Genomic DNA, 25,517 nt, shown 5'->3' with positions numbered 1-25,517 from the left:
TATTTCCTTATTCGGGCTCAGACAACCCACTTTTGAATATCCGTATAAAGTCCTGATCCACCCCAACTTTATTAAAAGCATTAACTATCGCTTTTTGGCATTTCAGCTCTTGCGATTTCGATGCAGGATGATTGAAAATAAAAGCTTTTTTGAAGATTCCTGTGCACTTATTGATATTTCCGCAAGTGAGCCTGAGCCTTGCCTTTAACTTATTAATGACGTCATCGAACTCGTCTGTTGCTGATTTCTCAAAGATCAGCCCTCTGATATGTTCTTCATTGAATGATGACCCATGCTTACGTTCCACCTCTACTATAACGTAACTAATTCCTGGGAGGTCAAACTGAATAACCAAGAGCCCTCGCACTTTACGTTGTGAGTAACTCGAGTATATCCATCGCTGCTGATCCTCATTCAAGAATGCTTTTTCTGCGTCCGTGTAACCATTCAGCGAAATGAGCAGTGGCTCATCACTAGAACGGTACTTCTCCTCCATCAGATAGCATCGAACATTTCGTATGATTTGGGGATGCCTCAAATGTAGTACCCGTGAGGCCTGCCACATGCCTAATAAGGTTCCACCTTTTTTAAACTCTAGATTGGGTATTTGATTAATTGGGCCGATTTTATTATCGCCAGGCTGCCGTTCGCCAGAAGTTCCTATACCTGATGAAGGTTTGTCCAACTTCGTTCCTGAGGAAGACTTTGATTCTTTTAATATGATTTTTGTTTTTGCCCGACGCTCTCCCAGTATCCGGAGTCTAGGCTCAACAATTTCAATTGAGGGCTCGTCTGGAGCTGGGTCATACTCACTTTTGATCACTACCAATGGTAGGTTTTTCTTTGGTACTAAAGCATTCTTCCAGGCCGTGGGTGGACCATCGCCTTTTTTTTCGGTAAGGCTACTGTTAGCTCTGCCTAAAAGTATTCTTTCACCATCAGGTTCCGATATACCTTCAAATGCTAACCCTAAAAAAACATTCTTTAATATCCAGACACCTTTGAGCTCAACTTGCATTTCTCCAGTAAACCAAGGAGCGACTTCTAAAAAAACCGGCGTGATTACCTTGCTATCAAAGGCTGTTTGGATTTGAGAATAAATACCCTTAGCTGCTCGCTGAGCAACTCTGTCGTACAGCGCATGAGCAACAAAAGTAGCATCGTTATCTGAAAGTTTTTTAGGTAAGTGAACAACAAGCTTGCCTGAATGTTCGTGACCGTCAATTGGACCACATATACGACGACAAACTTCAGACCAATCGTAAGTTGCAAGGATACGTTTCAATTCGGCAGAGAATCCATAACACGAACTAAAGTATGTCAGACACGGTATGAGTACCTTGTATCCGTCTTGATGTGTGAATTCGATATAGCGACTGTCATTCTGTTTTCGAACAGGATAGTTTGAGTTGAAACCGTCAAGATAGTCAGCTTTGGTAACGTGTCTCCAATATCCAGGGTTCTGATTGAGTTCAGTTTTGAGTGACACTAGGCTTTCACTATAGCCTATACAGTATCCATTCTCTATAACCGTCCCGATCCTTAGTAGAGGTAAAAACGTAATTTTTACCTCCACATGATGAAGAGAAGTTAAAATATTGTCATCTCGAATATTTCTAAGAATAACGAGTGCTTTCGGTGATGTTAACCTTCCCCCGTTCGATGCCTTGGCTGGCTTAACATGCTCGTGAGCACATACTACACATCGACCTTTTATCACATCCGTACCCGGAACAAATTCCATTTTACCGGTGTAACGCTCATACAAAAAATTGGTCAACAACCGTCCGTTCCTAAGAATGTTATGTTGCAAAACATCCTAGCAGATTATCAAGTATTTCTGAAAGTGTTAAATTTTGGCAGGATCATATCCACAGTTTTAATACAAAGCAGATAGTTGAATGCAAGCATTCAATAATTTTGAAGTCTTATTTATTGACTAAACCCAACTTCAGCTGCTTGATGAAGGTCAGGAAGCGCGCATTTGTAAGAAGCTTTACTTGGCAGGTAATTTGAATAGAAATTTTTTGCTTTGCAGATGTTCTCTTACTATTTCGAGAATTGGCTACTAGATAGCAAAATAGCCCACTATTCCCGGGGAATATCTGATCGTTACTGCCTTAGATCCACAGAAACTCAACGAAAGTGAGTCCAAAATTGATAGTTTTGTTCTCAATAATTATTGATTAGTTCTCAGATATTACTGAAAGTGACAGCCACCGCCGACCAAAGCTACGGCTGAACTGGTATGATGCGGGCTGCGAAAAGGCCTTTGCTGCCAATCCGTTAAATTTCGTTTAAGCCCGGCAATAGAATATATAGCGGCGGTGGCCAACGCTTCCTGCTCGGTTAGCGGCGGCATTATGCCAGGTAAACGCTGCGCCAGCATTGACTTACCCGTGCCGGCAGGCCCCAACATTAACAGGTTATGCTCACCGGCGGCGGCAATTTCTAACACCCGTTTGGCATGTGCCTGCCCTTTAACATCGGCTAAATCCGGTAACTGCTGCTGTTCACGTACCGGCAGTGCAGGTATTGCCGGTAATGCCTGTTGCGCCAGTAAAAAGCTGTGTACCTGCAGTAAATGCTCCGCACCGTGCACTGCTACCTTCGGTACCTGCTGCGCTTGCTGAGCATTTAACATCGGCAGCACCACTTCACGCCCCGCATCACGGCAGGCAATGGCTACCGGAATTTCACCGACTATACTGCGGATCTCTCCGGACAATGCCAATTCGCCGCAAAACTCATAACCCTGCAAACTTTTTTCTGCCAGTTGGCCGGAGGCAACAATAATACCCAAGGCTATGGGCAGGTCGAAACGGCCGCCCTCTTTGGGTAAATCGGCAGGGGCTAAATTCACGGTAATTTTGCGATCCGGAAAGGCAAAACCGCTGTTAACCATGGCACTGCGCACGCGGTCGCGTGATTCTTTAACCGAGGTTTCCGGCAGGCCGACCAACTGAAAAGCTGGCAGGCCATTGCTAATATGAACTTCAACAGTCACCAACGGCGCTTCTAAACCATGACGAGCACGACTAAACACAACGGCCAGTGACATCCCTGTCTCCTGTGCACAAACCAAAAAGATAACTAATATTTGCCCACATGTAAAAAAAATGCAAGTTAAACGTATTTTTACCACTAAAACTTTGCCGTCGCTGCCTGCAATGTAATAGCACACGGAAACAAAAGCTTATGCTAAGCTTGATGCTGGATTGCAGCTGGCCTCTGGCCAGGCAAATACATCGCCATGCTCCGGAGGATAAATGACCGCTTCAGGTTTTGCCCTTAGCTTACGCTACCCCAAGTCAGCTGCATTTTGTTGTCTGATGCTGATCCTATTATGCAGTCTGGGCATGCAAAAGCTGTATTTTCGCGGTGACTACCGCATCTTTTTCTCGCCGGACAACCCCCAGTTACTGGCGTTTGAACAGATGCAATACAACTTTAACAAAAGCGATAACTTGTTGATTGGTATAGCGCCACGCGATGGCAAGGTGTTCAGTAATGAGGTATTAACGCTGATACACCAGCTAACTGACGCAGCCTGGTACACCCCCTATGTGACCCGGGTAGACTCGCTGACAAACTACCAACACACCGAAGCAGCAGAAGACGATTTACTGGTGGCCGATTTGCTGTTTGACCCTGCCACACTGACGCCACCGTCAATTGAGCGTATAAAACAGATTGCGCTGCAAGAACCGGTGCTGGTGAATCGCCTGGTAGCACCTGATGGAGCGGTAGCCGCGATCAACATTACCGTACAGTTACCGGAAAAAAATCAGCAACAAGAAGTGCTGGATGTCTGGCAATACGTGCGCCAGCAAATTGATACCCTTACTACAAACTACCCCGAGGTAGACTTCCATATAACCGGTGTAATAGCCATGAATCAGGCGTTCGCCAGCGAGGCAGAGCAAGATGCCAAACAGCTGGTTCCCATCATGTTTATTGCCATTTTGCTGATGCTTGCCTTGTTGTTGCGCTCGGTAACTGCCTCAGTGGCAACACTGGTGATTATCGTAGTGTCTGTCACCTCTGCGCTGGGTCTGGCTGGCTGGGCAGGTATTTTTCTGAGTACCGCTACCGTGAATGTCCCAACCATTTTGATGACGTTGGCTGTAGCAGATTCGGTGCATGTAATTGCATCTGCTCAGTTTGCGCTGCGTCGCGGTGATAGCAAAATACAGGCGCTGCAGTACAGCCTGCAACGGAATGTTAAACCTGTACTGATCACCAGTATAACTACCGCCATTGGTTTTTTAACGCTGAATTTTTCCGAAGTACCAATATTGCGGGACTTGGGAAATATGACTGCCGTAGGAGTAATGCTGGCTTGTTTTTACAGCTTACTGCTGTTGCCAGTGCTCTTGCTTGCCTTACCGCTAAAAGCCTCCGCTGCAGTAAATACTGATGATCGTAGTATGACAGCACTGGCGGATTGGGTAATACGTTACCAGCGTGTTTTGCTGCCACTGCTCAGTGGTGTCGTCCTGTTGTGCGCGGCTTTAATAAGCTTGAATAAAGTAAACGATGAAGCAATTAAGTACTTTGCCGATAGCACAGAATTCCGCCAGTCGAACGACTTTCTTGAACAAAACCTCAGCGGCTTCACGCTGATCGATTTTGCCGTCGCAGGCAATGACAGTAACGCCGTCAGTCAGCCAGATTTTTTGCGTGCCGTAGCTGACTTCAGCCAATGGTTACTGTCCCAGCCTGAAGTCACCCACGTCAACAGTATTACCGACGTGGTAAAACGGCTGAATAAAAATATGCATGGGGATGACCCCGCTTACTACCGATTGCCCGATAGCAGTGAACAGGCGGCGCAGTTTTTGCTGATGTACGAAATGTCACTGCCGTTTGGCCTCGATCTGAACAACCAGTTGAATATTGATAAGAGCGCTACCCGCATCAGCATTACATTACAAAATTTGGGCAGCAAACAGCTAACAGCACTGGAGCAGCGAGCATTGCGGTACATGAGCGACAACCACCCGCAATATCAGGTAACCGCAGCCAGCGCTGCGCTAATGTTTGCCCATATTGGCGAGCGTAATATGGCCTCAATGCTGCAAACGCTACCCGTTGCTTTGCTGCTGATCTCATTATTGCTGGTGTTCAGTCTTAAGTCCTGGCGTCTGGGGTTAATCAGTGTCATTCCTAATCTGGTGCCTGCCATAATAGGCTTTGGTATCTGGGGCTTGATCAGCGGAGAAATTAATTTGGCTTTATCGGTAGTAGCCGGTATGAGCTTGGGTATCATTGTCGATGACACCGTGCACTTTCTTAGCAAGTATCAGTATGCCCGACAAGAGGGCCGCGACAGCGAAGCCGCTGTGCGTTATGCTTTTAGCAGTGTCGGCAGGGCGTTATGGATCACCACAGCCGTATTATGCATCGGTTTTGCCGTACTGATGTTTTCCGGTTTCCGGCTAAATTCAGATATGGGTATGCTTACTGCACTGATTATTGTAATAGCGCTTGTTATTGATTTTCTGCTGCTACCAGCCTGTTTACTGCGCTTTGATAAAACAACGGAGAAAAGCCATGTTTAGATTGTTTAGCACTGTCAGCATTTTTTGTTTTGTCTGGATGGCGCTGCCAGTGCTGGCAGATGATGTCACCAAAGGCCGACAAATAGCCGAAGAGTTTAAACAGCGCGATCGTGGCTGGGGCGACAGCGAAAGCGAGCTGCTAATGATTTTACGCAACGCTGGAGGCCAACAAAGCGAAAGACGAATGCGCACCTTAACCTATGAAATGCAAAACGATGGTGACAAAGCACTGACCATTTTTGACGAACCTCGCGATATCCGTGGCTCGGCGTTTCTTAGTCATTCACATCCAACAGCAGAGGATGATCAGTGGCTGTATTTACCCAGCTTAAAACGTACGCGGCGTATTGCCAGCCGCAATAAATCCGGCCCTTTTATGGCAAGTGAATTTGCCTACGAGGATATGACCTCGTTCGAACTGGAGAAGTTTTCTTTTAACTACCTGCGCGATGAAAGCGTGAACGGTGAACTTTGCTTTGTAATAGAGCAAATACCAACCGATAATTTCTCGGGCTACAGCACCACGCATGTCTGGATAGACCAACAACACTACCGACTGCAAAAGGTCGACTACTATGATCGCAAAGGCAGTTTATTAAAAACCCTAACGCTGCATGATTATCAGCAATATTTGGACAAGTTTTGGCGGCCACACCGGATGACGATGCTTAACCACCAGACAGGTAAAAGCACTGATCTGATGCTGCAATCTATCCGTTTTGGTACTGGCCGAGTCGAAGCAGATTTTGATGTCGCTGCTTTGGAGCGGGCACGGTGAAGCAATTGCCTTCAGTGTTTACGCTGCTGCTGTTTGCCGCGTTTCTCACTGCAAACCTGCCTGCCCGGGCAGCGCCCGGCGGCAGTAATATTATCGTCGCGCCGGGCGAAACGTTATGGCGTATAGCCAACCGGGTTCGGCCTGATAACGATGTTGCTGTAGTGCAGGTCATTTATGCACTGTGGCAAGCCAATCCGGCATTGCATCAGGCGCTCTCACTACACCAGTTAACCAGTGGCAGCCAATTACAGGTTCCGCCACGCAGCGTTATGCTACAAACCCCTGAGGCTAAGGCCCGGCAATGGTACAATCAGGCGTTAGCCCGTTCGGCACCATCTGCGACGGCTCAGCTACACCGTGAAGAAGTTACCGGCTTGCGCACAATACTCCCTACCCAAACCGGCGAGCACCACATCAGGACAGATGTAACTGCGCAAACGCCAGCCAAAAATACCCCAGCCCAAACATATGATTTACCAGCCGCTGAGCCTCAAAAAATAACACCAGCCCCCTGGTATCAGGATATCCAGGCTGACTATACGTTTGAGTTACAGCAACGCTACTATAGTGCCGATGGTGCACAAGGCCAGAGCAAGCACTACAGCAGTGCTGCACTTAGCGCAGACTGGTATTGGCAAAGCGCTGATCGCCGGCATCAACTTAGCTTAAAACCCTATGCACGTTGGGATGTTCGCGATCCGAAGCGCAGCCTGTTAGATTTACGCCAGGCATACTGGCAGTACGTTGGCGACGGTTTTGATATTAAGGCCGGCGTCGATATCGTATTTTGGGGTGTAACCGAGTCTCAGCATCTGGTTGATGTAATCAACCAAACCGATACGCTGGCGAATATTGACGCCGAGACCAAGCTGGGCCAGCCCATGCTGAACTGGAATCTGCACGGTGCGGGTGGCAGCCTGAGCTTATATGTGTTGCCCTACTTTCGCGAACGGCCACAAGCCGGGCCTGACGGACGCTTACGGCCAGCCTTGTTAGTTGACAGCAATAATCCGCAGTATGAGTCTGGCCAACAAGATAAAAATCTCGATTTCGCCCTGCGTTACAGCCAACAGTTTGGTGCCGTTGACTTGGGGTTAAGCTATTTTGAGGGCAACAACCGCGAGCCACTGTATAACCTGACCGCTGCAGGGTTGTTGCAACCGGTTTACCTGCAGATGCAACAACTGGGCATTGATAGCCTCTGGATCAGTGGCAGCTGGCTATGGAAGCTGGAAAGCATCTACCGTAAAACCCGGCAACAAGACTTTGTCGCCGCCACCGCTGGTTTCGAATATACCTGGGTCGGCTTATTTGACTCAAACTGGGATTTAGGCTGGATTGCAGAGTATCAATACGATAGCCGGGGCTCCCAGGCCACTGCGCCAGGGCAAAATGATGTTTTTATCGGAGGCCGCTTTGTCGCCAACGATGCTGCTGGCAGCGAAATACTGTTGGGGCTGTTGCAAGATTTAGATCACAGCGGCAGCCAAAGCGGCAAACTGGAAGCCTCTATGCGCTTATCCAACAGTTTGCGCCTGCGCCTGGATGCCTGGTTTTTTCACAGCGAACGGCCCACAGAACCTGCTTATGCTATCCGTAATGATGACTACCTGCAGCTGAGTCTGGATTATTATTTCTGACCAGCTTATCGCTGCTCAGCCTCAGTGACAGGCAGCTCAAGGATCAATTTAAGGTTCTGCAGTCCTTGTTGTAAATCTGCAGCGATGATGCTCTCAACATCCGTAACCAGTAACATCAGATTCATCGGATAAGGCATATGGCCGGCAAAGCCCCATGTTACCCGCGTTTGTTGCTCCGTTAGCGCTTCTGTGGTCATATAAATCGGAGATACTGCGGTGGATGGCTGATAAAAGCGCAGTTCAAAGTCTATTCGTTGTGCTTCAGTTATTGCTGTTATTTGCTGTTCACCCACGCCCACATCAGGGTTGTCACTATGCCAGGCAGAGACAAACCCCACAGTGCCGTCTACGCCACGATATGACTTTTGCATATTCGGGTCCATCGCCGCCCAAACGCTAAAGTTGTCCTGATTATTAAGAAAACGGATATAGTCAAACACCAGCTGCGCTGGCTGTTGAATGACTATCTGGGTTACTACTTTATACTCCTGCTTTACAAACAACGCAGTAATCAGCGGTATGGCAAGCAGCACAACAATTGCCAGCAGTAGTTTTTTTATCATAGTGAATATCCTTATTGTTATGCGTTCACAACACCCCGCTGGCGCTTGTAGCACATTATTTTTCCGCTTAAACATAGCTGGCTTTTTATTAACACTCCAGCCGGTTAAACTACAGCTGACATTACACCATCGCAGTATCGCCAAATTCGCCAAACATTGGCTTTTCATGCCAACCTAAGCGGCAAGCAAAACAACATAAGCAATTGAATATTAAGCAAATAAAACAAGGCATCATTTTTGCTTGCACTGTGCCAGACAATAACAAACCATAGATCAGAAGGACCTAGTATGAAAACCTTTATTCTTAACATAGCCACCGCCACTTTACTCAGTGGCTGCGTTATTTATGTGGGCAACGGCCACGCCGGAGACTTACAACATGAAGAACGCAAGCTGACCGTTAGCGCCGGGACTTTACAGCAACTTATTGCAGAAACCGGCGCCGGAAAACTGGATATCATCGGCGAAGCCGGGCGCAATGAAGTGGAAATGGTTGCCAATATTTACTACTACAAGGCCGAAGATATTCGCCTGAACCTGACAACACGCGGCAAAAGTGCTGTGTTGGAAGCCGGTTTTGATAAGGGCTTTTACAACGGCAACAGCCCTTATATCGACGTATTGGTTAAAGTACCGCAGCACTTTGGTTTAACATTGGACGATGGCTCAGGCGATACCGATATCCGTGGTTTAACCGGCAACTTGCAAGTAAAAGACGGTTCAGGTGACCTGCGTATCCATGGCGGCGCCAATGTCCAAGTGGAGGACGGCTCCGGCAATCTGTTTATTGAACAAGTTAATGGCAACCTGATCGTTGACGACGGTTCCGGTAACCTGGAAGCCCGCAACGTAAAAGGCGATGTCACTATTGACGATGGCTCAGGTGATATCGTGGTCAGAGACGTAGCTGGTATCGTTACCATTGATGATGGTTCCGGCGATATTATCGTAGACGGTGCCGGTGGCCTGACGATTATCGATAGTGGCTCTGGCGGATTAACGCTAAATGCCATTAATGGCCCGGTAAAGATTAACGATTAACGGCACTGTTTTGCTTTATTTTACGCCAGTGCATTTGGCTTAAGACAAAACTGCGGTAGCATTACGCCTTTGTGCAAAACATTCAGGCGTTATGACTACCGATACCGTATTTCCGCTTACCCAGCATCAGCTGGAGTTCTGGTTCGACAGCGCAACCTTTCACCGCGCCCAGGCATACATGCAAGCCGGCAAGGTAGTAAAACTGGAATACAACAGTGACTTGTCGGATATCAGCGCCCAGGTCTGGGGCGCGGCGTTTACGCCTTATCGGCAATTTATTCAGCTGAAGCACAGCGACACCGGCTGGCAGTTGCAAAATCGTTGTACCTGCCCGGTGGGTGCCAACTGTAAACATGTGCTGGCCGTGCTGTTACGCCTGCAGCGTGATTATCAGCAAGATAGGCTAAAACTGGAGCAACAACCGGTGCGCCAGCTAAACCAGTGGTTTGAACAGGCCGAACAACAACTGGCCCCGCCCGTCGATGTTAAAGATGTGGTGCTGTATTTGCTGTCTTATGGCCAGGCAGGTTTACAACTTAGCGCCCGCCGCGTACGCGAGAGCAAAAAAGGCGGCTATACCAAAGGCGTGGCGATAGGCAAGTATGACCTGGTTAGCCCGGTAATGCCGCCCTGGATTGACGAACAGGATTACCGGTTACTAAGCTATTTTCGCGCGCAAAACCTACGCGACTTGCCGCTACTGGAAGGCGAATGGGGCTATCAGTTACTGCAACAATTACTCGGCAGTGGCCGGTGCTTTTTTTCTGAATCACGTTTTAGCGTTGAGCGCGGCCCACGCCGGCCTTTGCAATTTTACTGGCAGGAAACCGCTGCCGGGCAGCAGCTGTGCTGGCAACTGGATGATAACGACTGCGACTTTGAACTGGTTTACACAGACCCACCTTGCTATCTGGATACCAGTTACCATCAAATAGGTGAACTGGATACCGTGCTTAGCGCCGCCCAACTAAAACTGCTGAACAAAATACCACCGGTACCCAAACAAGCTTTGGCGCCTACGTTAAGCCGCTTGCAGCAACTATTCAGCCAAACCAGTCTGCCTCTGCCCAAAGTAGAAGGCATTAAGCACATTACCGCAGCGCCACGGCCTGTGCTGCAACTTAAAATGCTGGCGCACAAGGCAAAAGGCCGCAGCGAGCCAACTGCATTACTGCAATTTCAGTATCAAAATCATTTGCTGCCGCTGGATTTATTTACCGCTCAAACCGAGCTTAACCTTAATGGCCAACAGCTGTTTATCCGCCGCGATCGGGCCGCAGAAACAACAGCCGTCGAACAACTGCTGCACTTTGAGCTGGTGCAACTGCCTGCCTTGCCCGAGCCATATCAGCAACACAGTGCCTTTGCCACCGCTGAAGGGCCGGACAATCCGTTGTTGTGGCAACCGCTACTGGATGCCGTGCCCGATTTAATCGCCCGGGGCTGGCATGTCGCCCGCGACGACAACTTTAATCTGGATATTTTAAGCGGTAACCCGTATCTGCAGGTACAGGATAACGCCGGCGGCGGCTTTGCTTTGGCGATACAGGTAGACATTGATGGCAATCAGATACCCTTGTTGCCACTGATCAGCCAGTGGTTGCGCCAGTATGGCCTGCCCGACGCGGACAAACCAATCTGGCTGTCACTGCCGCAAGGCAAACTGGCGTTAAATGCCAGCCTGATCCAACCCTTTATTGATACCATTATTGAGCTGCTAAACCCGAACAAACCGCAGTTCAGTATCGATCTGCCCGCTTACAAGGCGGCCTTGTTACCCGGTGAGTCCAGCAAAGATATTCAATACTTAAACGCCCAACGCGCCCAGCGATTAAGCAGCCAGTTGCGCGACTTCAACGGCATCACACCAAGCAGCATTCCCGATGGCCTGCAAGCGCAGCTGCGGCCTTATCAATTGCAGGGCCTAAGCTGGTTAAACTTTCTGGCAGAATATGGTCTGGGTGGCATCCTGGCCGACGATATGGGCCTGGGTAAAACGCTGCAAACTTTAAGCCTGATGCTATGGCAAAAGCAAAGCGGCCGCTTTTTACATCCGGTATTAATTGTCTGCCCAACCAGCTTACTGGGTAACTGGTTGGCCGAGGCCGCCCGCTTTACGCCACAGCTACGGGTACTGCAAATTCATGGTAACAAACGCCAGCCGTTATTCAATGAGCTGGCAGATTACGATGTTATTGTTACCAGTTATCCGCTGGTGGTGCGTGACTACAAATACTATCAAAGCCAACAACTGAGTGCGGTTATTCTGGATGAAGCTCAGCATATTAAAAATGCCGGCAGCCTGGCGGCTAAAGCCGTAAGGATGTTAAAAGCTGACGTTAAACTGGCGTTGTCAGGCACGCCGCTGGAAAACCACTTGGGCGAACTAAAATCTATTTTCGATTTTGTCTTGCCCGGCCTGCTTGGTAACGACAATCATTTTAACCAGGTGTATCGCAAACCGATTGAAAAACATGGCGATACCGAGCGCGCTCACGCGTTAAAAGCACGAATTGCACCCTTTATGCTACGCCGTACTAAAGCGCAGGTTGCCAGCGAGCTGCCGGACAAAACCGAAATGGTGCAACTACTCGAGCTGGAGAGCGACCAGCGCAACCTGTACGAAAGTATCCGCCTGGTGATGGAAACCAAGGTCCGTGAGATGTTTGTGCAAAAAGGAGTAGCGGCCAGCCAAATCCAGTTTTTGGATGCCTTGCTTAAGCTACGCCAGGCATGCTGCGACGCGCGTTTAGTGCCGGTAGAGCACGCCCGTTCGGTGCAAAGCAATGCCAAACTACAGTGGCTGCGCGACACCCTGCCCGACATGCTGGAAGAGGGCCGCAATATTCTGCTGTTCAGCCAGTTCGCCAGTATGCTGACTTTGATAGAAGATGAACTAACTGCATTGGGCATCAGCTACAGCAAACTCACCGGCCAAACCAAGCACCGCCAGCAGCAAATAGATGCGTTTCAAAATGGTGAAACCCGGGTATTTTTAATCAGCTTAAAAGCCGGTGGCACAGGGCTAAATCTCACTGCCGCCGACACAGTAATTCACTACGATCCGTGGTGGAACCCTGCAGCTGAAGCCCAGGCAACGGACCGTGCTCACCGCATCGGCCAACATAAAGCCGTGTTTGTCTATAAACTAATCGCCGCCAATACTGTGGAGCAAAAAGTTCAGTTGCTGCAACAACATAAACGTCAGTTGGCCGACCAGTTATTTGCCGGTGGCAAAGGCCAGCCGTGGCAGGGCAAAGCTGAAGACCTACTTAACTTGTTTAGCGCCGACTAGCATAGTCAGCGCTGCAGTTAATTACAATGCAAACACCTTGGTTACTTTTATAACAATTTGTCTCATTGACCACTGGTAACAGCACCTTTAGGCTTAGTGCTTACTTACATAAGACTAAAGCTACTGGTGCCACCACAATGAAAACACTTACCGAACACCTGAGCCAATATGCGCGCTATCACCGAGACCAGCGTAATATACTGACGCACTATATTGGTATTCCGTTAATCGTTATCGCTATTTTTGGTTTGCTTTGGTGGCCACTATTTAGCGTTGCCGGTATCAACGTAACACCAAGCTTAATACTCTTTATCGCCTCAGCCTTGTTTTATTTTCGCCTCGATCTGCGTTTTGGTGTGGTTATGCTGCTATTTAGCGGCGGCTGTCTGACCATAGCGGCCAAGCTCACCGAGCAGTCAGATCTGATCTGGCTGGGTGGCTCTGCGGCTTTGTTCGTTATCGGCTGGGTTTTGCAGTTTGTCGGCCATTATTTCGAGGGTAAAAAGCCGGCTTTTGTCGATGATTTGGTCGGTTTGTTAATAGGACCATTGTTTATTATGGCCGAACTGGGGTTTTTACTCGGTTTACGCAAACAGCTGCAGCAAGACATCGAGCAAGTGGCCGGAAAAACACATTAAGTAAACCATTGTTCAGCCCGACTACGTACGCTGAGCCGTAAAATAATCACTGAAGTAAGTGGTAGTGAATGCAGTATTTTTTGATTGTTGTTAGCAGCTTACTGCTGCTGTTGTCCAGCCTTAGCTTTGCAGCACCAACCAACTTTGACCAGGCTAAGCGCCTGGCCCAGCGCATTCATGCGCCAGAGGCAAAAAGCTTTTATTGCGACTGCGATATTCGCTGGCAAGGTAAAAAAGGCATCCCCGATTTAACTGGTTGCGGTTATCAGGTACGAAAAAACGGCCCGCGCGCCAGCCGGATAGAGTGGGAACACGTTATGCCAGCGCATCACTTTGGCCACCAACGCCAGTGCTGGCAAGACGGCGGCCGCAAAAATTGCGTAAAAACCGACAGTGTATTTCGCGCCATGGAAGCCGATTTATACAACCTGGTACCCGCCATTGGCGAGGTTAACGGCGACCGCAGCAACTATCGCTTTGGTGTACTACCCTCTACACCTGCTCAACATGGCGCCTGCCCGGTAAAGGTCGACTTTAAGCAACAGGTGTTTGAACCGGCACCTAATGTGCGTGGTGATATAGCGCGGATATATTTTTATATGGCCGACAAATACAACCTTAACCTGTCGCGTGCCCAGCAACAGTTGCTTATTGCCTGGCACAAACAAGACCCGGTAACCGAGCAAGAGCGCGAGCTAAACCAGCGCATTCAACAGCATATGGGTCACGACAACCCCTTTGTTAGCGGCGTGCGCGAGTGGAACCTGGGCTACCGGCCAACGGGGTATGGTTTACAAGCCAGCCAGTAAATTGGCTTATAAAACCGCCGCACAGACCCGCCAGTATAATGTCGGAGTTTTTTAGCAACCTCTTGCGGGTACCAGACGTTAACTGCCCCACACTGCTCCCAATCTAAAATACTTGATTTACTGACAGCTACCAGCCTAACTGGATTCAATTTTGAAACTCGCGGGGGCTGCGCAGCGCAACTTGCGGGTTTGAATCCATTGAATAAGCTGTTACCAACCTGGTTATCTGGGTCAGAACAACATTAAACGGCGACCAGTAATTATATGGCCGCGTTATCTGATCTAGGACTAAATAGTGCTGTTGATAATCGCAGTTTTCCAGCGTGATTTTACTGCAACCAAACATCCATAGCCTTTCAGTTCCGATATCGACAAGTTTTGCTTCGCCGTAGCAAGTGCCTTCTTAAGCCAGCCCTTGGCGAAGGTGCCTGATGCGCCAAGCAAATCAGAAATCAGCTGCTTCATATTGGCGTTACATTTAACATTGGCGTTGATCATCTCTTCAACGACGGCAACTGTATTTTCATTAAAGCCACTTTTGTAAGCTTTTATAGAACTGTCTTCACCAATCATGGCGACAATGATGTCGTGTAAGCGATCTTTCTCATGACTTTTCAACATATAAACCTCCTTTTACTAAACCGGTGAATTCCATTTTGCTCATGCCATTGGCGTGAACTGTCAAAATGTATTCTGATGCTTTGTGTTTCACCACATACGCCAGACAGCGCTGCGCTTTGCATAAGCTGTACAGCGTCCATCCCTGCAGTTGTTCGGTGCTTACATCAGATAAATTGAAGCTGTAGTTAATCTCGTCTGCTGTATTACTAAACAACTGCGTGTTTTGAGAGCTTAAGCCACTGACAGCTTTGAGCTTCAGCACATATTGCGGATATAACTGCATATCAAAGCCGGCAGGCAGCTGCTCAGACTCAGCCGACAGCACTTTGCCGGAAAACAACTGGCCGGACGCCGTTTTGACTGACAGCTCGTCGGCGACAAACACCGTAGCGCCAGCAAATACCGACGACGGCAAAGCGATTTTAAAATCAGCGCTAAACGACAATGTCGTGGTAGCTTGCGCAGCACAAGCCGTTAAACTGCCAATCAGCATCAGCACAGATAGTTTTTTCATACATAACTCCCTGCTAAAAAGCAGTGATGATAACCATAATTTAACTATTATTCATCAATAAATTACCACTCCAATGAAAAGCCAATTGCTAATCCTGTCTTGAAACCACCTTTAAAAGCATGAATGCTGAGAATGCTGAGGGTCAGAATGCTGAGGGTCAGAATGCTGAGGGTCAGATCCAATCAGAATGCTGAGGGTCAAATGCTGAGGGTCACAAATGCTGAGGGTCAGATCCAATTGTTAATCGCTTTGGTGGAATGCTGAGGGTCAGATCCAATTGTTAATCGCTTTGGTGTACTACCGTCTACACCTGCTCAACATGGCGCCTGCCCGGTAAAGGTCGACTTTAAGCAACAGGTGTTTGAACCGGCACCTAATGTGCGTGGTGATATAGCGCGGATATATTTTTATATGGCCGACAAATACAACCTTAACCTGTCGCGCGCCCAGCAACAGTTGCTTATTGCCTGGCACAAACAAGACCCGGTAACCGAGCAAGAGCGCGAGCTAAACCAGCGCATCCAGCAACATATGGGCCATGACAACCCCTTTGTTAGCGGCGTGCGCGAGTGGAACCTGGGCTACCGGCCAACGGGGTATGGGCTGGCTGTTGGCAAATAATTTACAATAACCAAACCCAATTAATGCAACACTGCCCGAACGATATACAGGCAGTGTTTTTCGTCAATTACAAATTGGTTATCGTTACTGGCTGCGCTTCGCCGCGGCGGAACACATTAAGTTTGCCACATTGGGCAAAATGATTGCCACTAGCATAGGGCGCACCTGGCTGGATAATGTCAGCCTCCCAACCAGGACCATTACTGATAAAGGTTTTCAGTTCAAACCAGCCCTTGGCACTGCGACTGCAGTCCATTTCCACATCCAGCATCCAATAATGCTCGCCATACTGATTTAGCGACTCTTCGCCATAACCATCTTGCGCTACTGTGCGTTTAGTACCCCAACTGGCCGGCCAAAAATTTGTTGTCCAGTCGGCTGCCGAGCCCAAAGCGGCGCTACTCTGGCCGCTTTCGCTGCCATACCAGTCCAAGTACTGATCATTTTGCTTCCAGGGGGCGGTGGTGGGGTTACTCAGGTTATTGTGCCTGATCGGCAGTGCGCACTGATAATTGCTTGCGGTGCAGCTTCGTCCCAGATTCGCAGCAGCATAATTGTGATCAATACCACCACGGATAAACATATCCTGGCCAGCAGCGGTAACCCCATAGACAAAGACGACAGTTCTCTGCCAGTCGGCTTGCTCCGGCACCGACGTTTTCCACAGCGCATAACCGTTTCCACTGATTACCAGGGTCCAGCCAGCACCAGGCTGCCAGTCCCCGGGGCCAATTTTTACTGCCAGCCGGTTTTCAATAATTGCAGCATAACGACTGGCATCAGCCACTTGCACCGCAACACGGGCATCAGAGCGAATGTTAAGTTCACGGCGCAAGTCTATTAACGCTTTTATTGGCTGATATAAATTCCAATTGTAGACATGAGCCCAGTACACAGAAGGGATTCCCGGATGACTTAGGATATAGGCATAGCCCTCCATCACCTTGTTACACGCTACCGGCCAGTGGTTTTGGCCATCGCCACAGCTTTCGGATGGGCCGGTGTCATGGTTATCTACAAAGGTTACCATTTTTTGCGGCCACCAGCCGATGCCTCCTGCCGGCTGATAGTTGTTGCTCAACCGCCAATATTGGTTGGCATTCAATGCCCGATTTAACAAACCCTTAGTGGTAAAATCGAACACTCCGCAATCACCATTAGTTCCGCTGACAAAATCAGCCAACTGTTGGCGATGAGCATCTACATTGTCATAATTCAAATCAGTCCACACTTCGCCAACACAAAAATCCGCTTCGGTGGCTCTGGCATATAAACCAGTATAAAACGCACTATAACCCTTAGAATAATCAAACCTAATACCACTAAAACCTGCTGGTTTAAGTACGTTATTTATCCAATTGATAATATCTGCCTGAACAGTAGGGTTACTATGGTCCAGATCGCGGGCGGCATGATAACCGTCGCCACTATCCCAGTTGCCTGCGCCTTGACCCCATTCATCATCACGTGTGATTGCCCAAGATCCCCACGTTGGGTTGGTAAAATCGGCCCAGTTGGTGCTGCCCACCCGATGGTTTACCACAATATCTGCGACAGCTTTAACGCCCTGCTGTGCCAACGCCGACGTAGCGGCCTGCAACTGTGCTGCACTGCCATAAGCTGAATTAAGGTTATTTAGCTGGCGTGGCAAATACCCCTGAGGCGCAGCTGCATCTGACGGCGGCGGAAACCACACATGGCTTATTCCTAATTGCTTAATGCTAAGCGCATTGGCCTGCATTGTGTTGTACCAATCGGTTTGATGGGAATGCCAATGAAATCCTTGTAACATAACAGCATCGCTACTGTGTTGCTGCTCACTGCTGTGCACGCCGGATGTGCAGCAAAACGCCAGTGCAGCTAAAGCATAGCGGCAGGTTGAGTTAACTCGTTGCATATTTCTACCTTTGTTATTTTATGTTGAAAGTACGCCGCAGCCAGACAGCAGACTTTGCATGCTCCCCCGAGCAGCAAAACCAAAGACAAAACAAAACGGCATCGCCAGTTATTGTCGGGAATATGACAAAGCGCAAAATGAATACGTATGCAAATAGAAAACTTTACATTAAATAATTGTTATAGGAACAGGCGGGGCGAATGGCATTAGGTCGATTGCGGTGGTACCTGGTTTAGGGTTTATTCATTAGTATATTGACGGACCAACTGGTCAATGATGCCTTGCTTATGCATCAGATCAAGTTCCTGCTGCATTTTCACAGCGAGCTCGGCCGGAAAATTAGCATTTAAGGCAAGATAGTTATCACCTACGTCTTCCAGCATAAATAACGCTTCGGCTGTGTCAGCCGGTTGCTGATGTTCCAACATCCAATTACGCAAAGAACGCTTTGACCCGACCAGTAAGTCAATTTTACCGGCTAAAAACAATGGAACTGGTTCAGATTTATTGGCGAAATCCAGCATATTTTGTCCAAACTCAAAGCCATGTTTGCGAAAATAACTTTCGTAAACATCACCACGAGCGACAGCTAACTTAAAACGTTTTGCTTGCTCTAAATTATCGGGATTTACCTCTGTGCGGCCTTTAAGTCGAAACACATAGCCCCAGTCAGATGCAATTGGCCCAACCCAGCGAAAAAGTTGTTCACGCTGCTGACTTCGGGCAGTTGAAAATACACCACTAAGTTGCTGCTGGCGGGCATTGTCGAAGGCTCGGCGCCAGGGCAACAATACAATGTCACACTGCAACTGCAAGCGATGACACAGCCTTCGCATCAATTCGGCATTAATACCCTCTACCTGATCTTCGGCTTGGTAGCTGTATGGAGGCATATGCTCGGTATAAAACATGATCTGGTTAGCATTTGACATCGCCGAGCACCATAACATCAAGCTACAAATCAGATATTTCATTCTACTGCTCTTAAGTTGCACTTTCTTAAAGCATAGGCTCCATCACCGCAGTGAGCAAAAATGTCTGGATATCTTGTCCAAAATTATCAGGATCAGAACCTGAGAGCTCCTCACGAATTTACCCCCGCATTCCATGTTATAACTCGTCGTATCCAGCAAGTGTTTGCAGTGGCGTAAAGTTTTGCGCCACTGTGCTGCAGTCAACACTAAAACGCTAAGGTTCAGATCCAATTACAGCCAGAACTATCCCGGATGGCGATGCGTTATATAACGCCGACCCTGGCGTGCTAAGGCGGCTAGATGCCTTACTGGCCGGAACGCACCAACCTTACTCTTCCCAGGCTGTAAACTTTATTGTCATAGTAAACACTGCCGTTTTCAAAGCTAACACGCCAGGCACTACCGGTAGATTCTTCATGTGATGTTGCAGACCAATACCAATCTTTAGCTGTGGCAGGAAAGGCTTCTGCATTTATAGTAGGCTGTTCAGGTTCACCCTGGCACTGAGCATTGGTGTCGTTAATATATTCGTCTTCAGCCCGCTTGTCTGGCTGGCGGCCTCCTTTACACTGTACCAAGGTATCCAGCTCTGCTATCGATGGAAGGCGCCAACCTTCTTTGGACAGTTCTAATGCTTGCTCTCCCCGGTATCTGGCGGCATTGCCGTTACACGCCGAACCCTGCCAAGTTTGCCCCAGACTGCAACGTTGCCAGGTAAGTTTGGTAACAGTATCAGTGAGGGTGCCATCGTTATTATCGACATAACGACCATTAATTAACGTATTGGCCTGCGCCGGTGACACACCCAACAAACTCAGCAGTGTCGCAGTGGTTACTAAAGCAATATTTTGTCTCTTAAATATCATTAATAAAGATCCTTTTTTAAAACTATGGTTGCAGAGGCATAAGCGCATCTTGTCGCTGCGTTTTGACATAACGCATTATATTGATAAAGGTATCCGTCCAGTAAATATCGCGGTTTGCCGCCAGATAGGCCAGTAATTCGGCATGGGCCTCTGCAGATACAGTTAAATGATCGCCGCCAATACCATGAAAGGTAAAGTTAACCATAGTGCCATACTGCGCCGCCTGCTTAACCGAGGCGATTAACTCTGCGCCGCTGCTGCCCACCGGGGCTATTACGTCTACGGAATGCAGCCCCAGCTTTGCCATATCTGTGATGATCGGCCCAGTTTTTGCTTTTATCGCCACAAAATCGTTATAAATTAGCGGTAAGTATGGTTGGCCGCCGGCTAATTCATCACCACAAGGGGCGGTAAAGGTGCGCTCAGTTTGGCCGTCGATGGCAAATAACATACTGCTGGCTAGCCGAATTTGTTGCACCAGCTGCGCAGCGCTAATGGTATCTAAGTTATTTTCTGCCGCTACCCATTCGCGGCCTGGTTTGGAGGCCGAGCATTGATGAAACAGCGTATGGTTACCCAGCTCATGCCCCTGCGCCGCAGCGACGCGCCAGTCAGTTAAACGCGCCGTTAACAGCGGGCTGGACAATTGCAGGTAAAAACTGGCTTTAAACCCCTGCGCATTGAGTGCCGGAATAGCAACGTCTAACTGCGAGGCCAGCGTATCGTCATAGGCCAGGCTAACGGCGGCTTTAGCACCATGCGGCCAGCGAAAAGATGCTGCTGCCATCGCGTCTGCAAGCAGACAAAAACACACCACCAGATAGACACACTTCATAAACTGCTCCATTGCCGCCAAAACTTACCATAACCTATAGCCTGTTGCTGCACCAAACGTTATGCTGAAGTGAATTAAACTCTTATAAACCTTCGACAAGGATTTAACATGATAACCGCTTTATATGCCGCCCTGCTCGGGCTAATGTTTGTGCTATTAAGTATTAAAGTTATCGCCAGGCGACGGCAGTTTCAGGTTGGCATTGGCAGCAACGGCGAAATGGCACTGGAACGGGCAATACGGGTGCACGGCAATTTTGCCGAGTATGTACCCTTTGCACTATTGCTAATGTTTTTAGCCGAGTACAGCGGGCTGGTACCGTTATACCTGCATATCTTAGGTGTATTGTTGTTAATTGGCCGGTTAAGCCATGCTTTTGGCGTGCAACAGATACAAGAGCAGCTGAAATTCCGCGTGTTTGGTATGCTGCTTACCTTTAGCGTACTGCTGTTATCGGCCATCGCTATTCTGCTGCTTTATATCAGTAAAATATTGTTATAAAAAAGCCCATGCATTGCACGGGCTTGAGTGGTGATTGCGCCAGCCAAAGCCGGCTCTGCCGTTAACGGATGGGCTGGTTAATTTTGTTTTCCAAAATAAAGCTGCGCATTCTGGTATCCGGCTGTTTAATCGCCAGGCCACCGGTGTTAGGCTGCTTCGTGCTTACCGCCACTGCAGCTGCGGTTTGTGGGCAGCTGTTGTTGGTCGCATAGTACAGCGCAGTTTTCAGCATACCTTCATTGGTATCACCTAAAGGCTTGGTAAAATCATCGGCGGCCGGGCAGCCTTTAACGTCTGCAGCAAATACCGGCGCTGCTTTTGGCGTAAAGCCGTCGGCGTAATCACCAAAGCCTTTAGCATTAATACCACTAAACTGTACGGTAAAATAAGTAGTACCGCAGTTGTCGGTGGGGTAAAAACCGTACGGCTTTCCACAGGTTTGGCCGCCAATCTGAATTACTTCTACATCGATACCGCGCAAGCCATTGATAAAGGCCTCGCTGGCAGAGCAGGTACTGTCAGAGGTTAAAACGAATACCCGGCTTAAGCCCAGGCTTGGTAAGTTATTTGTTGTCAGGCCACCCTGAGCATAATCGATCTCTACGCTATAAAACGGCATCGGTGTTAATGGTCTACCTGTAACCGCATCGGTGGTTGGATACTTGTCATTAAACTGGGTTTTCTCAAAATAGCGTCCCTGAATAATATTATCGCCGGCCACCATATAGCCAAACTGCGCTGCCAGCGCCAGCAGGCCGCCACCGTTGTAGCGTAAATCAACGATCAGATCTGCAACATTTTGCTCAGCAAATTGCTCTACCGCGGCAATCAGCTGTGGCTGGGCGTTAGCAATATGGCTGTTAAACTGCAAATAGCCTACCTTGCTGCCGCCATTGTCCAGTACCTGTACATTTTGCACCGGGCTGGTGCTAACATCTGCCGATACCAGGTTAAACGTTTGGCTGGCACCACCAACACGCTCGAACACAAACTGATGCGGCTCGCCTGCGTCAGCCGGAAATAAACCGGCATTTAGCGCCGCTACGCCAGCCTGGGTGTTGTCATTTATAAAATCGACACCATCGATAAATTTCAGGCTGTCGCCACGGCGCACACCGGCCTCTGCCGCCGGTGATTCTGGCTCAATATAGGTTACGGTTAACTGGCGTGGCGGGGTTACCGAGCCAAACTGCCATTTAATACCATAACCAGATACCACACCACCCTTAGTTTCCTGTTGGTACTCAGCTGTATCTTGCGCGAAATGAAACTGATCTTTAGCCGCACCCGAGTCTGTAGTTTGGTCAGTTTTTAGTAACCCAAAGTACTGCTGCACCCCATAGCCAGCCGGGTTCACGTCTGGTAACTCGCTGTACCACAGGTAAGTACGGTTGCTCCAACTGCGCAGCCACATTTTCTCGTACTGAGCGCTACCGGCTTTATCAGGGTATGGTCGGTTGGTATAAGGGTCAATGCCGCTGCGTGGCGCAGCGCAGAAGTTTTCTAACTGCGCTTCTGGCGGATATACCCCAGCAGTATAGGTTGTTACCGTATTACTGCCACTTCCGCCGGTACCACCACCCGTGCCTGAACCGCCATTGCCGGTATTACTTCCGGCACTGCTGCTACCTCCGCCGCCACAACCTGCCAGTACCACAGCCGCCGCCAACAGTGATACTTTAAATAAATTATTGAAGTAAAACATAATCTTCCTCATTACTTTTTGTTACAATGCAGCGCACTGCAGTAAATATTTTGATATTAAAATAGGCTCGGCAATGTAGCAAAATGTAAACTTCATCGCAATATTTATTGAATAACAATAACCGCAAAACAATAAATGTAAAATTACGTTATTTTTCTGCCTGGCAAACCGCCACATAAAATTATTTCCGCCAGCGGCAATAGCCAGCTATTTCTAAGCATCGCTAACTAAGGTATAACGGCGCAATGAAAATACCAAAACGTATCCAGCCTCTGGTCGATGAAGGCCTGGTGGATGAAGTTATACGCCCGCTGATGAGCGGCAAAGAAGCGTCAGTGTATATAGTGCGCTGCGGCGAGGATATTCGCTGCGCCAAGGTATACAAAGAAGCCGATAAACGCAGCTTTAAACAGGCGGTGCTGTACCAGGAAGGCCGTAAAGTACGCAGTTCGCGCCGCGCCCGGGCAATTGAGAAAGGCTCTAAATTTGGCCGCGCGCAGCAAGAAGAAAGCTGGCAAAATGCTGAGGTAGATGCCTTATTTAAACTGGCCAAGGCCGGTGTGCGGGTGCCACAGCCTTATGGCTGTTACGATGGCGTACTGCTGATGGAGCTGGTGTGTGACGACGAAGGCATGGTGGCGCCACGCTTAGCCGATGTAGCAATGGATGCCGATTTAGCCATAGCCGACCACGCGACTATGTTGCAATACATTGTGATTATGTTGTGCGAAGGCTTAGTACATGGCGATTTATCTGAATTTAACGTGCTGGTAGATGACCATGGCCCGGTAGTAATTGACCTGCCACAAGCTGTTGATGCCGCAGCCAATAATAATGCCAAATGGATGTTTGTCCGCGATGTAAATAATATGCGTGATTATTATGGCCAGTACGCGCCCGCATTGCTCAATACACACTACGCTGAAGAAATTTGGGCACTGTACGAAGCCGGAGAGTTAACAGCTGATGTTGAGCTAACAGGTGAATTTATTGCCGATAACACGGCTGCTGATGTCGACTCGGTATTAGAGCAGATAAAAGCCGCCTTTGCTGAAGCAGAAGAGCGCAAAGCGCGCGCTTCTGAGCAAGACGACTAAACTAAGATGCTGGCGGGTAATAAATAAAAAACAGTGTTTTTGCGCCGGGTAAACGCTTCTGCCCGGCTGCTGATGCCGGCTGAATGTAAATATGCGGAATACTAAAGGCCCGCCCCATATCTTTTACGTAATCAAATCCGGCTGGCAGGTGCTGCATCAGGGCTACTTCATCGGCCTGGGCCAGCGATGATCGATGCACTTTGTAATCAGGTAATTGTTGTCGGTAATATTGCAACACTTGCTGCGGGCTGTCTGTCGTAACAAAAGACGCCCCCGGCAACATAGCATAAGCCTGCTCGCCCAGCTCAATTTCGGCCTGAGCAGGTATATTTACCAGAATTTGCGCCTGCGGATATAGTGGTAATGTAATCAAATGCTCGCTGCCCTGGCTTCCGGCAATAATGCCATCTACCATCATTTCCATCTCAGCCATGCCGCGCTGCTGCATTTGCTCCAGTAGCTGTTCAATTTGCTGTTGTTCTGCTGCGGTGGGTTCACGCTCACCAATGCGTTCGTATAACGCATCCAGCTGAGCCAGAACAGGGTCTTGCTGTTCATCTTCTTGCTCACCGCATTCTTGCCAGCGTGCAGCCGGCACGCCACTAAATGATGGGATCTTACTCTCCAGGCAGGCTTCAAACACCGTATTGGCTGATTCACTGTACATATCAGCCAGACCACAAGCCGTATAGGTGTTTCGCAAGGCCTCAGTGAGTTTTGCTTTTGACAAGTCGAGACACTGCGCCAACCGCGTTAAAGTTCCAGAGCTTTCCATCATCGTCAACATCATGTCTATTTGTTGCTGTTGTGTAGGGTTGGCTAACACGCTGCCGCTGCACAATAATAACGCTGCCAGTTTTTTCACACAGAGTCTCCTTAAGCTAATAATGGCAGATACTACCCCTGCAAATACTTTACAGTAAATACATATTCACATTAGCCCGGCAGATAATCACCGCTATCGAGTAACTCACGCATAATACGGTTGTTCCAATGCTGAATAATAATTTGCGAGCGTAACAACTGATAAAACTCTATCAGTGCTATGCCGAGTAATAATGCCAGCCCCAATAGCCAGACGTGTGTAAACAGCATACCGACGCCAACAATGGATACCATCAGATTAAACAGCCCGCGCAGCCATTGGCCCAAATAAAAATGATGTAACCCGGCAAAGAAACACCAATTTAGCGTGGCGTAGGTATCGGGGTCTTTTAAGCGCTGCTTCAGCACCTGATAAAACGCCTGACGCTGAAAATCGGGTAAGTCTGCGGCTTGCTGACGCAAGCGTTCTTCTTCGGCATCCACTTCAGCCTGTTGTAACATCACTTACCTCCGGTACTGGATCTATGCATTTACAAAAACTGTCGCGGTGGCAGCAACGCCGAATGCGGTTAACCCCCAACCTAACCCCCCGCCTGGCACCAAAGCGTTCAATTGCGGTATAGGTATAGGCCGAGCAACTGGGTTCGAAGTTACAGTCAATACCAAACCAGCGCATGCCACCACCTGTAGTGCGGTAACGGCGGATCAGCCATAGCAGCAGACGCTTTGCCAC

The 25,517-nt window shown here is 48.6% G+C and carries 23 protein-coding genes; 10 read left to right on the top strand and 13 right to left on the bottom strand.

Features of this window, described 5'->3' with window-relative positions; translation table 11 throughout:
- Positions 1-7: 7 nt before the first annotated feature.
- Positions 8-1,780 (bottom strand): hypothetical protein, encoded by a 1,773-nt coding sequence (locus ACYVIC_RS07745; protein WP_460858786.1) that lies wholly within the window; start codon positions 1,778-1,780, stop codon positions 8-10.
- Between the two features lie 420 nt (positions 1,781-2,200).
- Positions 2,201-3,061 carry a YifB family Mg chelatase-like AAA ATPase gene (locus tag ACYVIC_RS07740; RefSeq protein WP_460858784.1) on the bottom strand — a complete coding sequence of 287 codons (861 nt, stop codon included), beginning with the start codon at positions 3,059-3,061 and terminating at the stop codon, positions 2,201-2,203.
- Positions 3,062-3,269: 208 nt separating this feature from the next.
- Here ACYVIC_RS07740 and ACYVIC_RS07735 point away from each other — a divergent pair, with 208 nt between their 5' ends.
- From ACYVIC_RS07735 to ACYVIC_RS07725, 3 genes are read left to right on the top strand one after another with little or no spacing between them, the layout of a single operon-like run.
- Positions 3,270-5,564, top strand: coding sequence for an efflux RND transporter permease subunit (locus ACYVIC_RS07735; protein ID WP_460858782.1), 2,295 nt, complete (start codon positions 3,270-3,272; stop codon positions 5,562-5,564).
- Positions 5,557-6,342: an outer membrane lipoprotein-sorting protein gene (locus tag ACYVIC_RS07730; RefSeq protein ID WP_460858780.1), complete on the top strand. Its 786-nt coding sequence runs from the start codon at positions 5,557-5,559 to the stop codon at positions 6,340-6,342. Before ACYVIC_RS07735 ends, ACYVIC_RS07730 begins: the two co-directional genes overlap by 8 nt.
- Positions 6,339-7,982, top strand: coding sequence for a FimV/HubP family polar landmark protein (locus ACYVIC_RS07725; RefSeq protein WP_460858778.1), 1,644 nt, complete (start codon positions 6,339-6,341; stop codon positions 7,980-7,982). Before ACYVIC_RS07730 ends, ACYVIC_RS07725 begins: the two co-directional genes overlap by 4 nt.
- Positions 7,983-7,987: 5 nt before the next feature.
- On the opposite strand, the gene ACYVIC_RS07720 is transcribed toward ACYVIC_RS07725, so the two are convergent.
- Positions 7,988-8,545 (bottom strand): SRPBCC family protein, encoded by a 558-nt coding sequence (locus tag ACYVIC_RS07720; RefSeq protein WP_460858776.1) that lies wholly within the window; start codon positions 8,543-8,545, stop codon positions 7,988-7,990.
- Between the two features lie 288 nt (positions 8,546-8,833).
- Here ACYVIC_RS07720 and ACYVIC_RS07715 point away from each other — a divergent pair, with 288 nt between their 5' ends.
- The 4 genes from ACYVIC_RS07715 (at position 8,834) to ACYVIC_RS07700 (ending at position 14,328) form a co-directional block, all read left to right on the top strand.
- Positions 8,834-9,586 carry a DUF4097 family beta strand repeat-containing protein gene (locus ACYVIC_RS07715; protein ID WP_460858774.1) on the top strand — a complete coding sequence of 251 codons (753 nt, stop codon included), beginning with the start codon at positions 8,834-8,836 and terminating at the stop codon, positions 9,584-9,586.
- Between the two features lie 91 nt (positions 9,587-9,677).
- Complete coding sequence (locus ACYVIC_RS07710) at positions 9,678-12,881, top strand: DEAD/DEAH box helicase (RefSeq protein WP_460858773.1); 3,204 nt, start codon at positions 9,678-9,680, stop codon at positions 12,879-12,881.
- Between the two features lie 137 nt (positions 12,882-13,018).
- Positions 13,019-13,519: an Mpo1 family 2-hydroxy fatty acid dioxygenase gene (locus ACYVIC_RS07705; RefSeq protein ID WP_460858771.1), complete on the top strand. Its 501-nt coding sequence runs from the start codon at positions 13,019-13,021 to the stop codon at positions 13,517-13,519.
- Between the two features lie 68 nt (positions 13,520-13,587).
- A complete protein-coding gene (locus tag ACYVIC_RS07700; protein WP_460858769.1) occupies positions 13,588-14,328 on the top strand; it encodes an endonuclease in 741 nt (246 codons plus the stop codon).
- 288 nt (positions 14,329-14,616) lie between these two features.
- On the opposite strand, the gene ACYVIC_RS07695 is transcribed toward ACYVIC_RS07700, so the two are convergent.
- Complete coding sequence (locus ACYVIC_RS07695; protein ID WP_460858767.1) at positions 14,617-14,949, bottom strand: hypothetical protein; 333 nt, start codon at positions 14,947-14,949, stop codon at positions 14,617-14,619.
- Positions 14,933-15,463: a hypothetical protein gene (locus tag ACYVIC_RS07690; protein WP_460858766.1), complete on the bottom strand. Its 531-nt coding sequence runs from the start codon at positions 15,461-15,463 to the stop codon at positions 14,933-14,935. The genes ACYVIC_RS07695 and ACYVIC_RS07690 overlap by 17 nt, the downstream gene beginning before the upstream one ends.
- Positions 15,464-15,739: 276 nt before the next feature.
- Between ACYVIC_RS07690 and ACYVIC_RS07685 the strand changes: the two genes are divergently transcribed.
- Positions 15,740-16,084: an endonuclease gene (locus ACYVIC_RS07685; protein WP_460859713.1), complete on the top strand. Its 345-nt coding sequence runs from the start codon at positions 15,740-15,742 to the stop codon at positions 16,082-16,084.
- A 67-nt stretch (positions 16,085-16,151) separates the two neighbouring features.
- On the opposite strand, the gene ACYVIC_RS07680 is transcribed toward ACYVIC_RS07685, so the two are convergent.
- From ACYVIC_RS07680 to ACYVIC_RS07665, 4 genes are all read right to left on the bottom strand, one after another.
- Positions 16,152-17,981: an alpha-amylase C-terminal beta-sheet domain-containing protein gene (locus tag ACYVIC_RS07680; RefSeq protein ID WP_460858764.1), complete on the bottom strand. Its 1,830-nt coding sequence runs from the start codon at positions 17,979-17,981 to the stop codon at positions 16,152-16,154.
- Positions 17,982-18,220: 239 nt separating this feature from the next.
- Positions 18,221-18,955: a substrate-binding periplasmic protein gene (locus ACYVIC_RS07675; protein WP_460858762.1), complete on the bottom strand. Its 735-nt coding sequence runs from the start codon at positions 18,953-18,955 to the stop codon at positions 18,221-18,223.
- A 305-nt stretch (positions 18,956-19,260) separates the two neighbouring features.
- Positions 19,261-19,821 (bottom strand): Lcl C-terminal domain-containing protein, encoded by a 561-nt coding sequence (locus ACYVIC_RS07670; RefSeq protein ID WP_460858760.1) that lies wholly within the window; start codon positions 19,819-19,821, stop codon positions 19,261-19,263.
- A 22-nt stretch (positions 19,822-19,843) separates the two neighbouring features.
- The gene (locus ACYVIC_RS07665; RefSeq protein WP_460858759.1) at positions 19,844-20,656 is read right to left on the bottom strand and encodes a polysaccharide deacetylase family protein; all 813 of its coding nucleotides are present in this window, start codon (positions 20,654-20,656) and stop codon (positions 19,844-19,846) included.
- A gap of 108 nt (positions 20,657-20,764) precedes the next feature.
- Between ACYVIC_RS07665 and ACYVIC_RS07660 the strand changes: the two genes are divergently transcribed.
- Positions 20,765-21,157 (top strand): MAPEG family protein, encoded by a 393-nt coding sequence (locus ACYVIC_RS07660; RefSeq protein WP_460858757.1) that lies wholly within the window; start codon positions 20,765-20,767, stop codon positions 21,155-21,157.
- A gap of 61 nt (positions 21,158-21,218) precedes the next feature.
- Here ACYVIC_RS07660 and ACYVIC_RS07655 read toward each other — a convergent pair whose 3' ends face one another.
- The gene (locus ACYVIC_RS07655) at positions 21,219-22,862 is read right to left on the bottom strand and encodes a S41 family peptidase (protein WP_460858755.1); all 1,644 of its coding nucleotides are present in this window, start codon (positions 22,860-22,862) and stop codon (positions 21,219-21,221) included.
- A 245-nt stretch (positions 22,863-23,107) separates the two neighbouring features.
- On the opposite strand from ACYVIC_RS07655, the gene ACYVIC_RS07650 reads away from it, so the two are divergent.
- Complete coding sequence (locus tag ACYVIC_RS07650; protein ID WP_460858754.1) at positions 23,108-23,959, top strand: PA4780 family RIO1-like protein kinase; 852 nt, start codon at positions 23,108-23,110, stop codon at positions 23,957-23,959.
- A gap of 1 nt (position 23,960) precedes the next feature.
- Here the strand turns inward: ACYVIC_RS07650 and ACYVIC_RS07645 are convergent, their stop codons facing one another.
- From ACYVIC_RS07645 to yidD, 3 genes are all read right to left on the bottom strand, one after another.
- Complete coding sequence (locus ACYVIC_RS07645; RefSeq protein WP_460858752.1) at positions 23,961-24,824, bottom strand: hypothetical protein; 864 nt, start codon at positions 24,822-24,824, stop codon at positions 23,961-23,963.
- 71 nt (positions 24,825-24,895) lie between these two features.
- Positions 24,896-25,285, bottom strand: a complete 390-nt coding sequence (locus ACYVIC_RS07640; RefSeq protein ID WP_460858751.1) for a TM2 domain-containing protein — start codon at positions 25,283-25,285, stop codon at positions 24,896-24,898.
- Positions 25,269-25,517: a membrane protein insertion efficiency factor YidD gene (yidD, locus tag ACYVIC_RS07635; RefSeq protein WP_460858750.1), complete on the bottom strand. Its 249-nt coding sequence runs from the start codon at positions 25,515-25,517 to the stop codon at positions 25,269-25,271. The genes ACYVIC_RS07640 and yidD overlap by 17 nt, the downstream gene beginning before the upstream one ends.

Source organism: Rheinheimera gaetbuli, from assembly GCF_054781935.1.
This window is presented reverse-complemented; position numbering and strand designations above follow the sequence as displayed.

Bases quoted from the DNA above. Each gene is read 5' to 3' on its own strand.
- ACYVIC_RS07640 (WP_460858751.1), bottom strand. From the start codon at position 25,285: ATGTTACAACAGGCTGAAGTGGATGCCGAAGAAGAACGCTTGCGTCAG.
- ACYVIC_RS07710 (WP_460858773.1), top strand. From the start codon at position 9,678: ATGACTACCGATACCGTATTTCCGCTTACCCAGCATCAGCTGGAGTTC.
- ACYVIC_RS07665 (WP_460858759.1), bottom strand. From the start codon at position 20,656: ATGAAGTGTGTCTATCTGGTGGTGTGTTTTTGTCTGCTTGCAGACGCG.
- ACYVIC_RS07700 (WP_460858769.1), top strand. From the start codon at position 13,588: ATGCAGTATTTTTTGATTGTTGTTAGCAGCTTACTGCTGCTGTTGTCC.
- ACYVIC_RS07730 (WP_460858780.1), top strand. From the start codon at position 5,557: ATGTTTAGATTGTTTAGCACTGTCAGCATTTTTTGTTTTGTCTGGATG.
- ACYVIC_RS07735 (WP_460858782.1), top strand. From the start codon at position 3,270: ATGACCGCTTCAGGTTTTGCCCTTAGCTTACGCTACCCCAAGTCAGCT.
- ACYVIC_RS07695 (WP_460858767.1), bottom strand. From the start codon at position 14,949: ATGTTGAAAAGTCATGAGAAAGATCGCTTACACGACATCATTGTCGCC.
- ACYVIC_RS07650 (WP_460858754.1), top strand. From the start codon at position 23,108: ATGAAAATACCAAAACGTATCCAGCCTCTGGTCGATGAAGGCCTGGTG.
- ACYVIC_RS07655 (WP_460858755.1), bottom strand. From the start codon at position 22,862: ATGTTTTACTTCAATAATTTATTTAAAGTATCACTGTTGGCGGCGGCT.
- ACYVIC_RS07670 (WP_460858760.1), bottom strand. From the start codon at position 19,821: ATGATATTTAAGAGACAAAATATTGCTTTAGTAACCACTGCGACACTG.
- ACYVIC_RS07680 (WP_460858764.1), bottom strand. From the start codon at position 17,981: ATGCAACGAGTTAACTCAACCTGCCGCTATGCTTTAGCTGCACTGGCG.
- ACYVIC_RS07675 (WP_460858762.1), bottom strand. From the start codon at position 18,955: ATGAAATATCTGATTTGTAGCTTGATGTTATGGTGCTCGGCGATGTCA.
- ACYVIC_RS07740 (WP_460858784.1), bottom strand. From the start codon at position 3,061: ATGTCACTGGCCGTTGTGTTTAGTCGTGCTCGTCATGGTTTAGAAGCG.
- ACYVIC_RS07690 (WP_460858766.1), bottom strand. From the start codon at position 15,463: ATGAAAAAACTATCTGTGCTGATGCTGATTGGCAGTTTAACGGCTTGT.
- ACYVIC_RS07720 (WP_460858776.1), bottom strand. From the start codon at position 8,545: ATGATAAAAAAACTACTGCTGGCAATTGTTGTGCTGCTTGCCATACCG.
- ACYVIC_RS07705 (WP_460858771.1), top strand. From the start codon at position 13,019: ATGAAAACACTTACCGAACACCTGAGCCAATATGCGCGCTATCACCGA.
- ACYVIC_RS07715 (WP_460858774.1), top strand. From the start codon at position 8,834: ATGAAAACCTTTATTCTTAACATAGCCACCGCCACTTTACTCAGTGGC.
- ACYVIC_RS07660 (WP_460858757.1), top strand. From the start codon at position 20,765: ATGATAACCGCTTTATATGCCGCCCTGCTCGGGCTAATGTTTGTGCTA.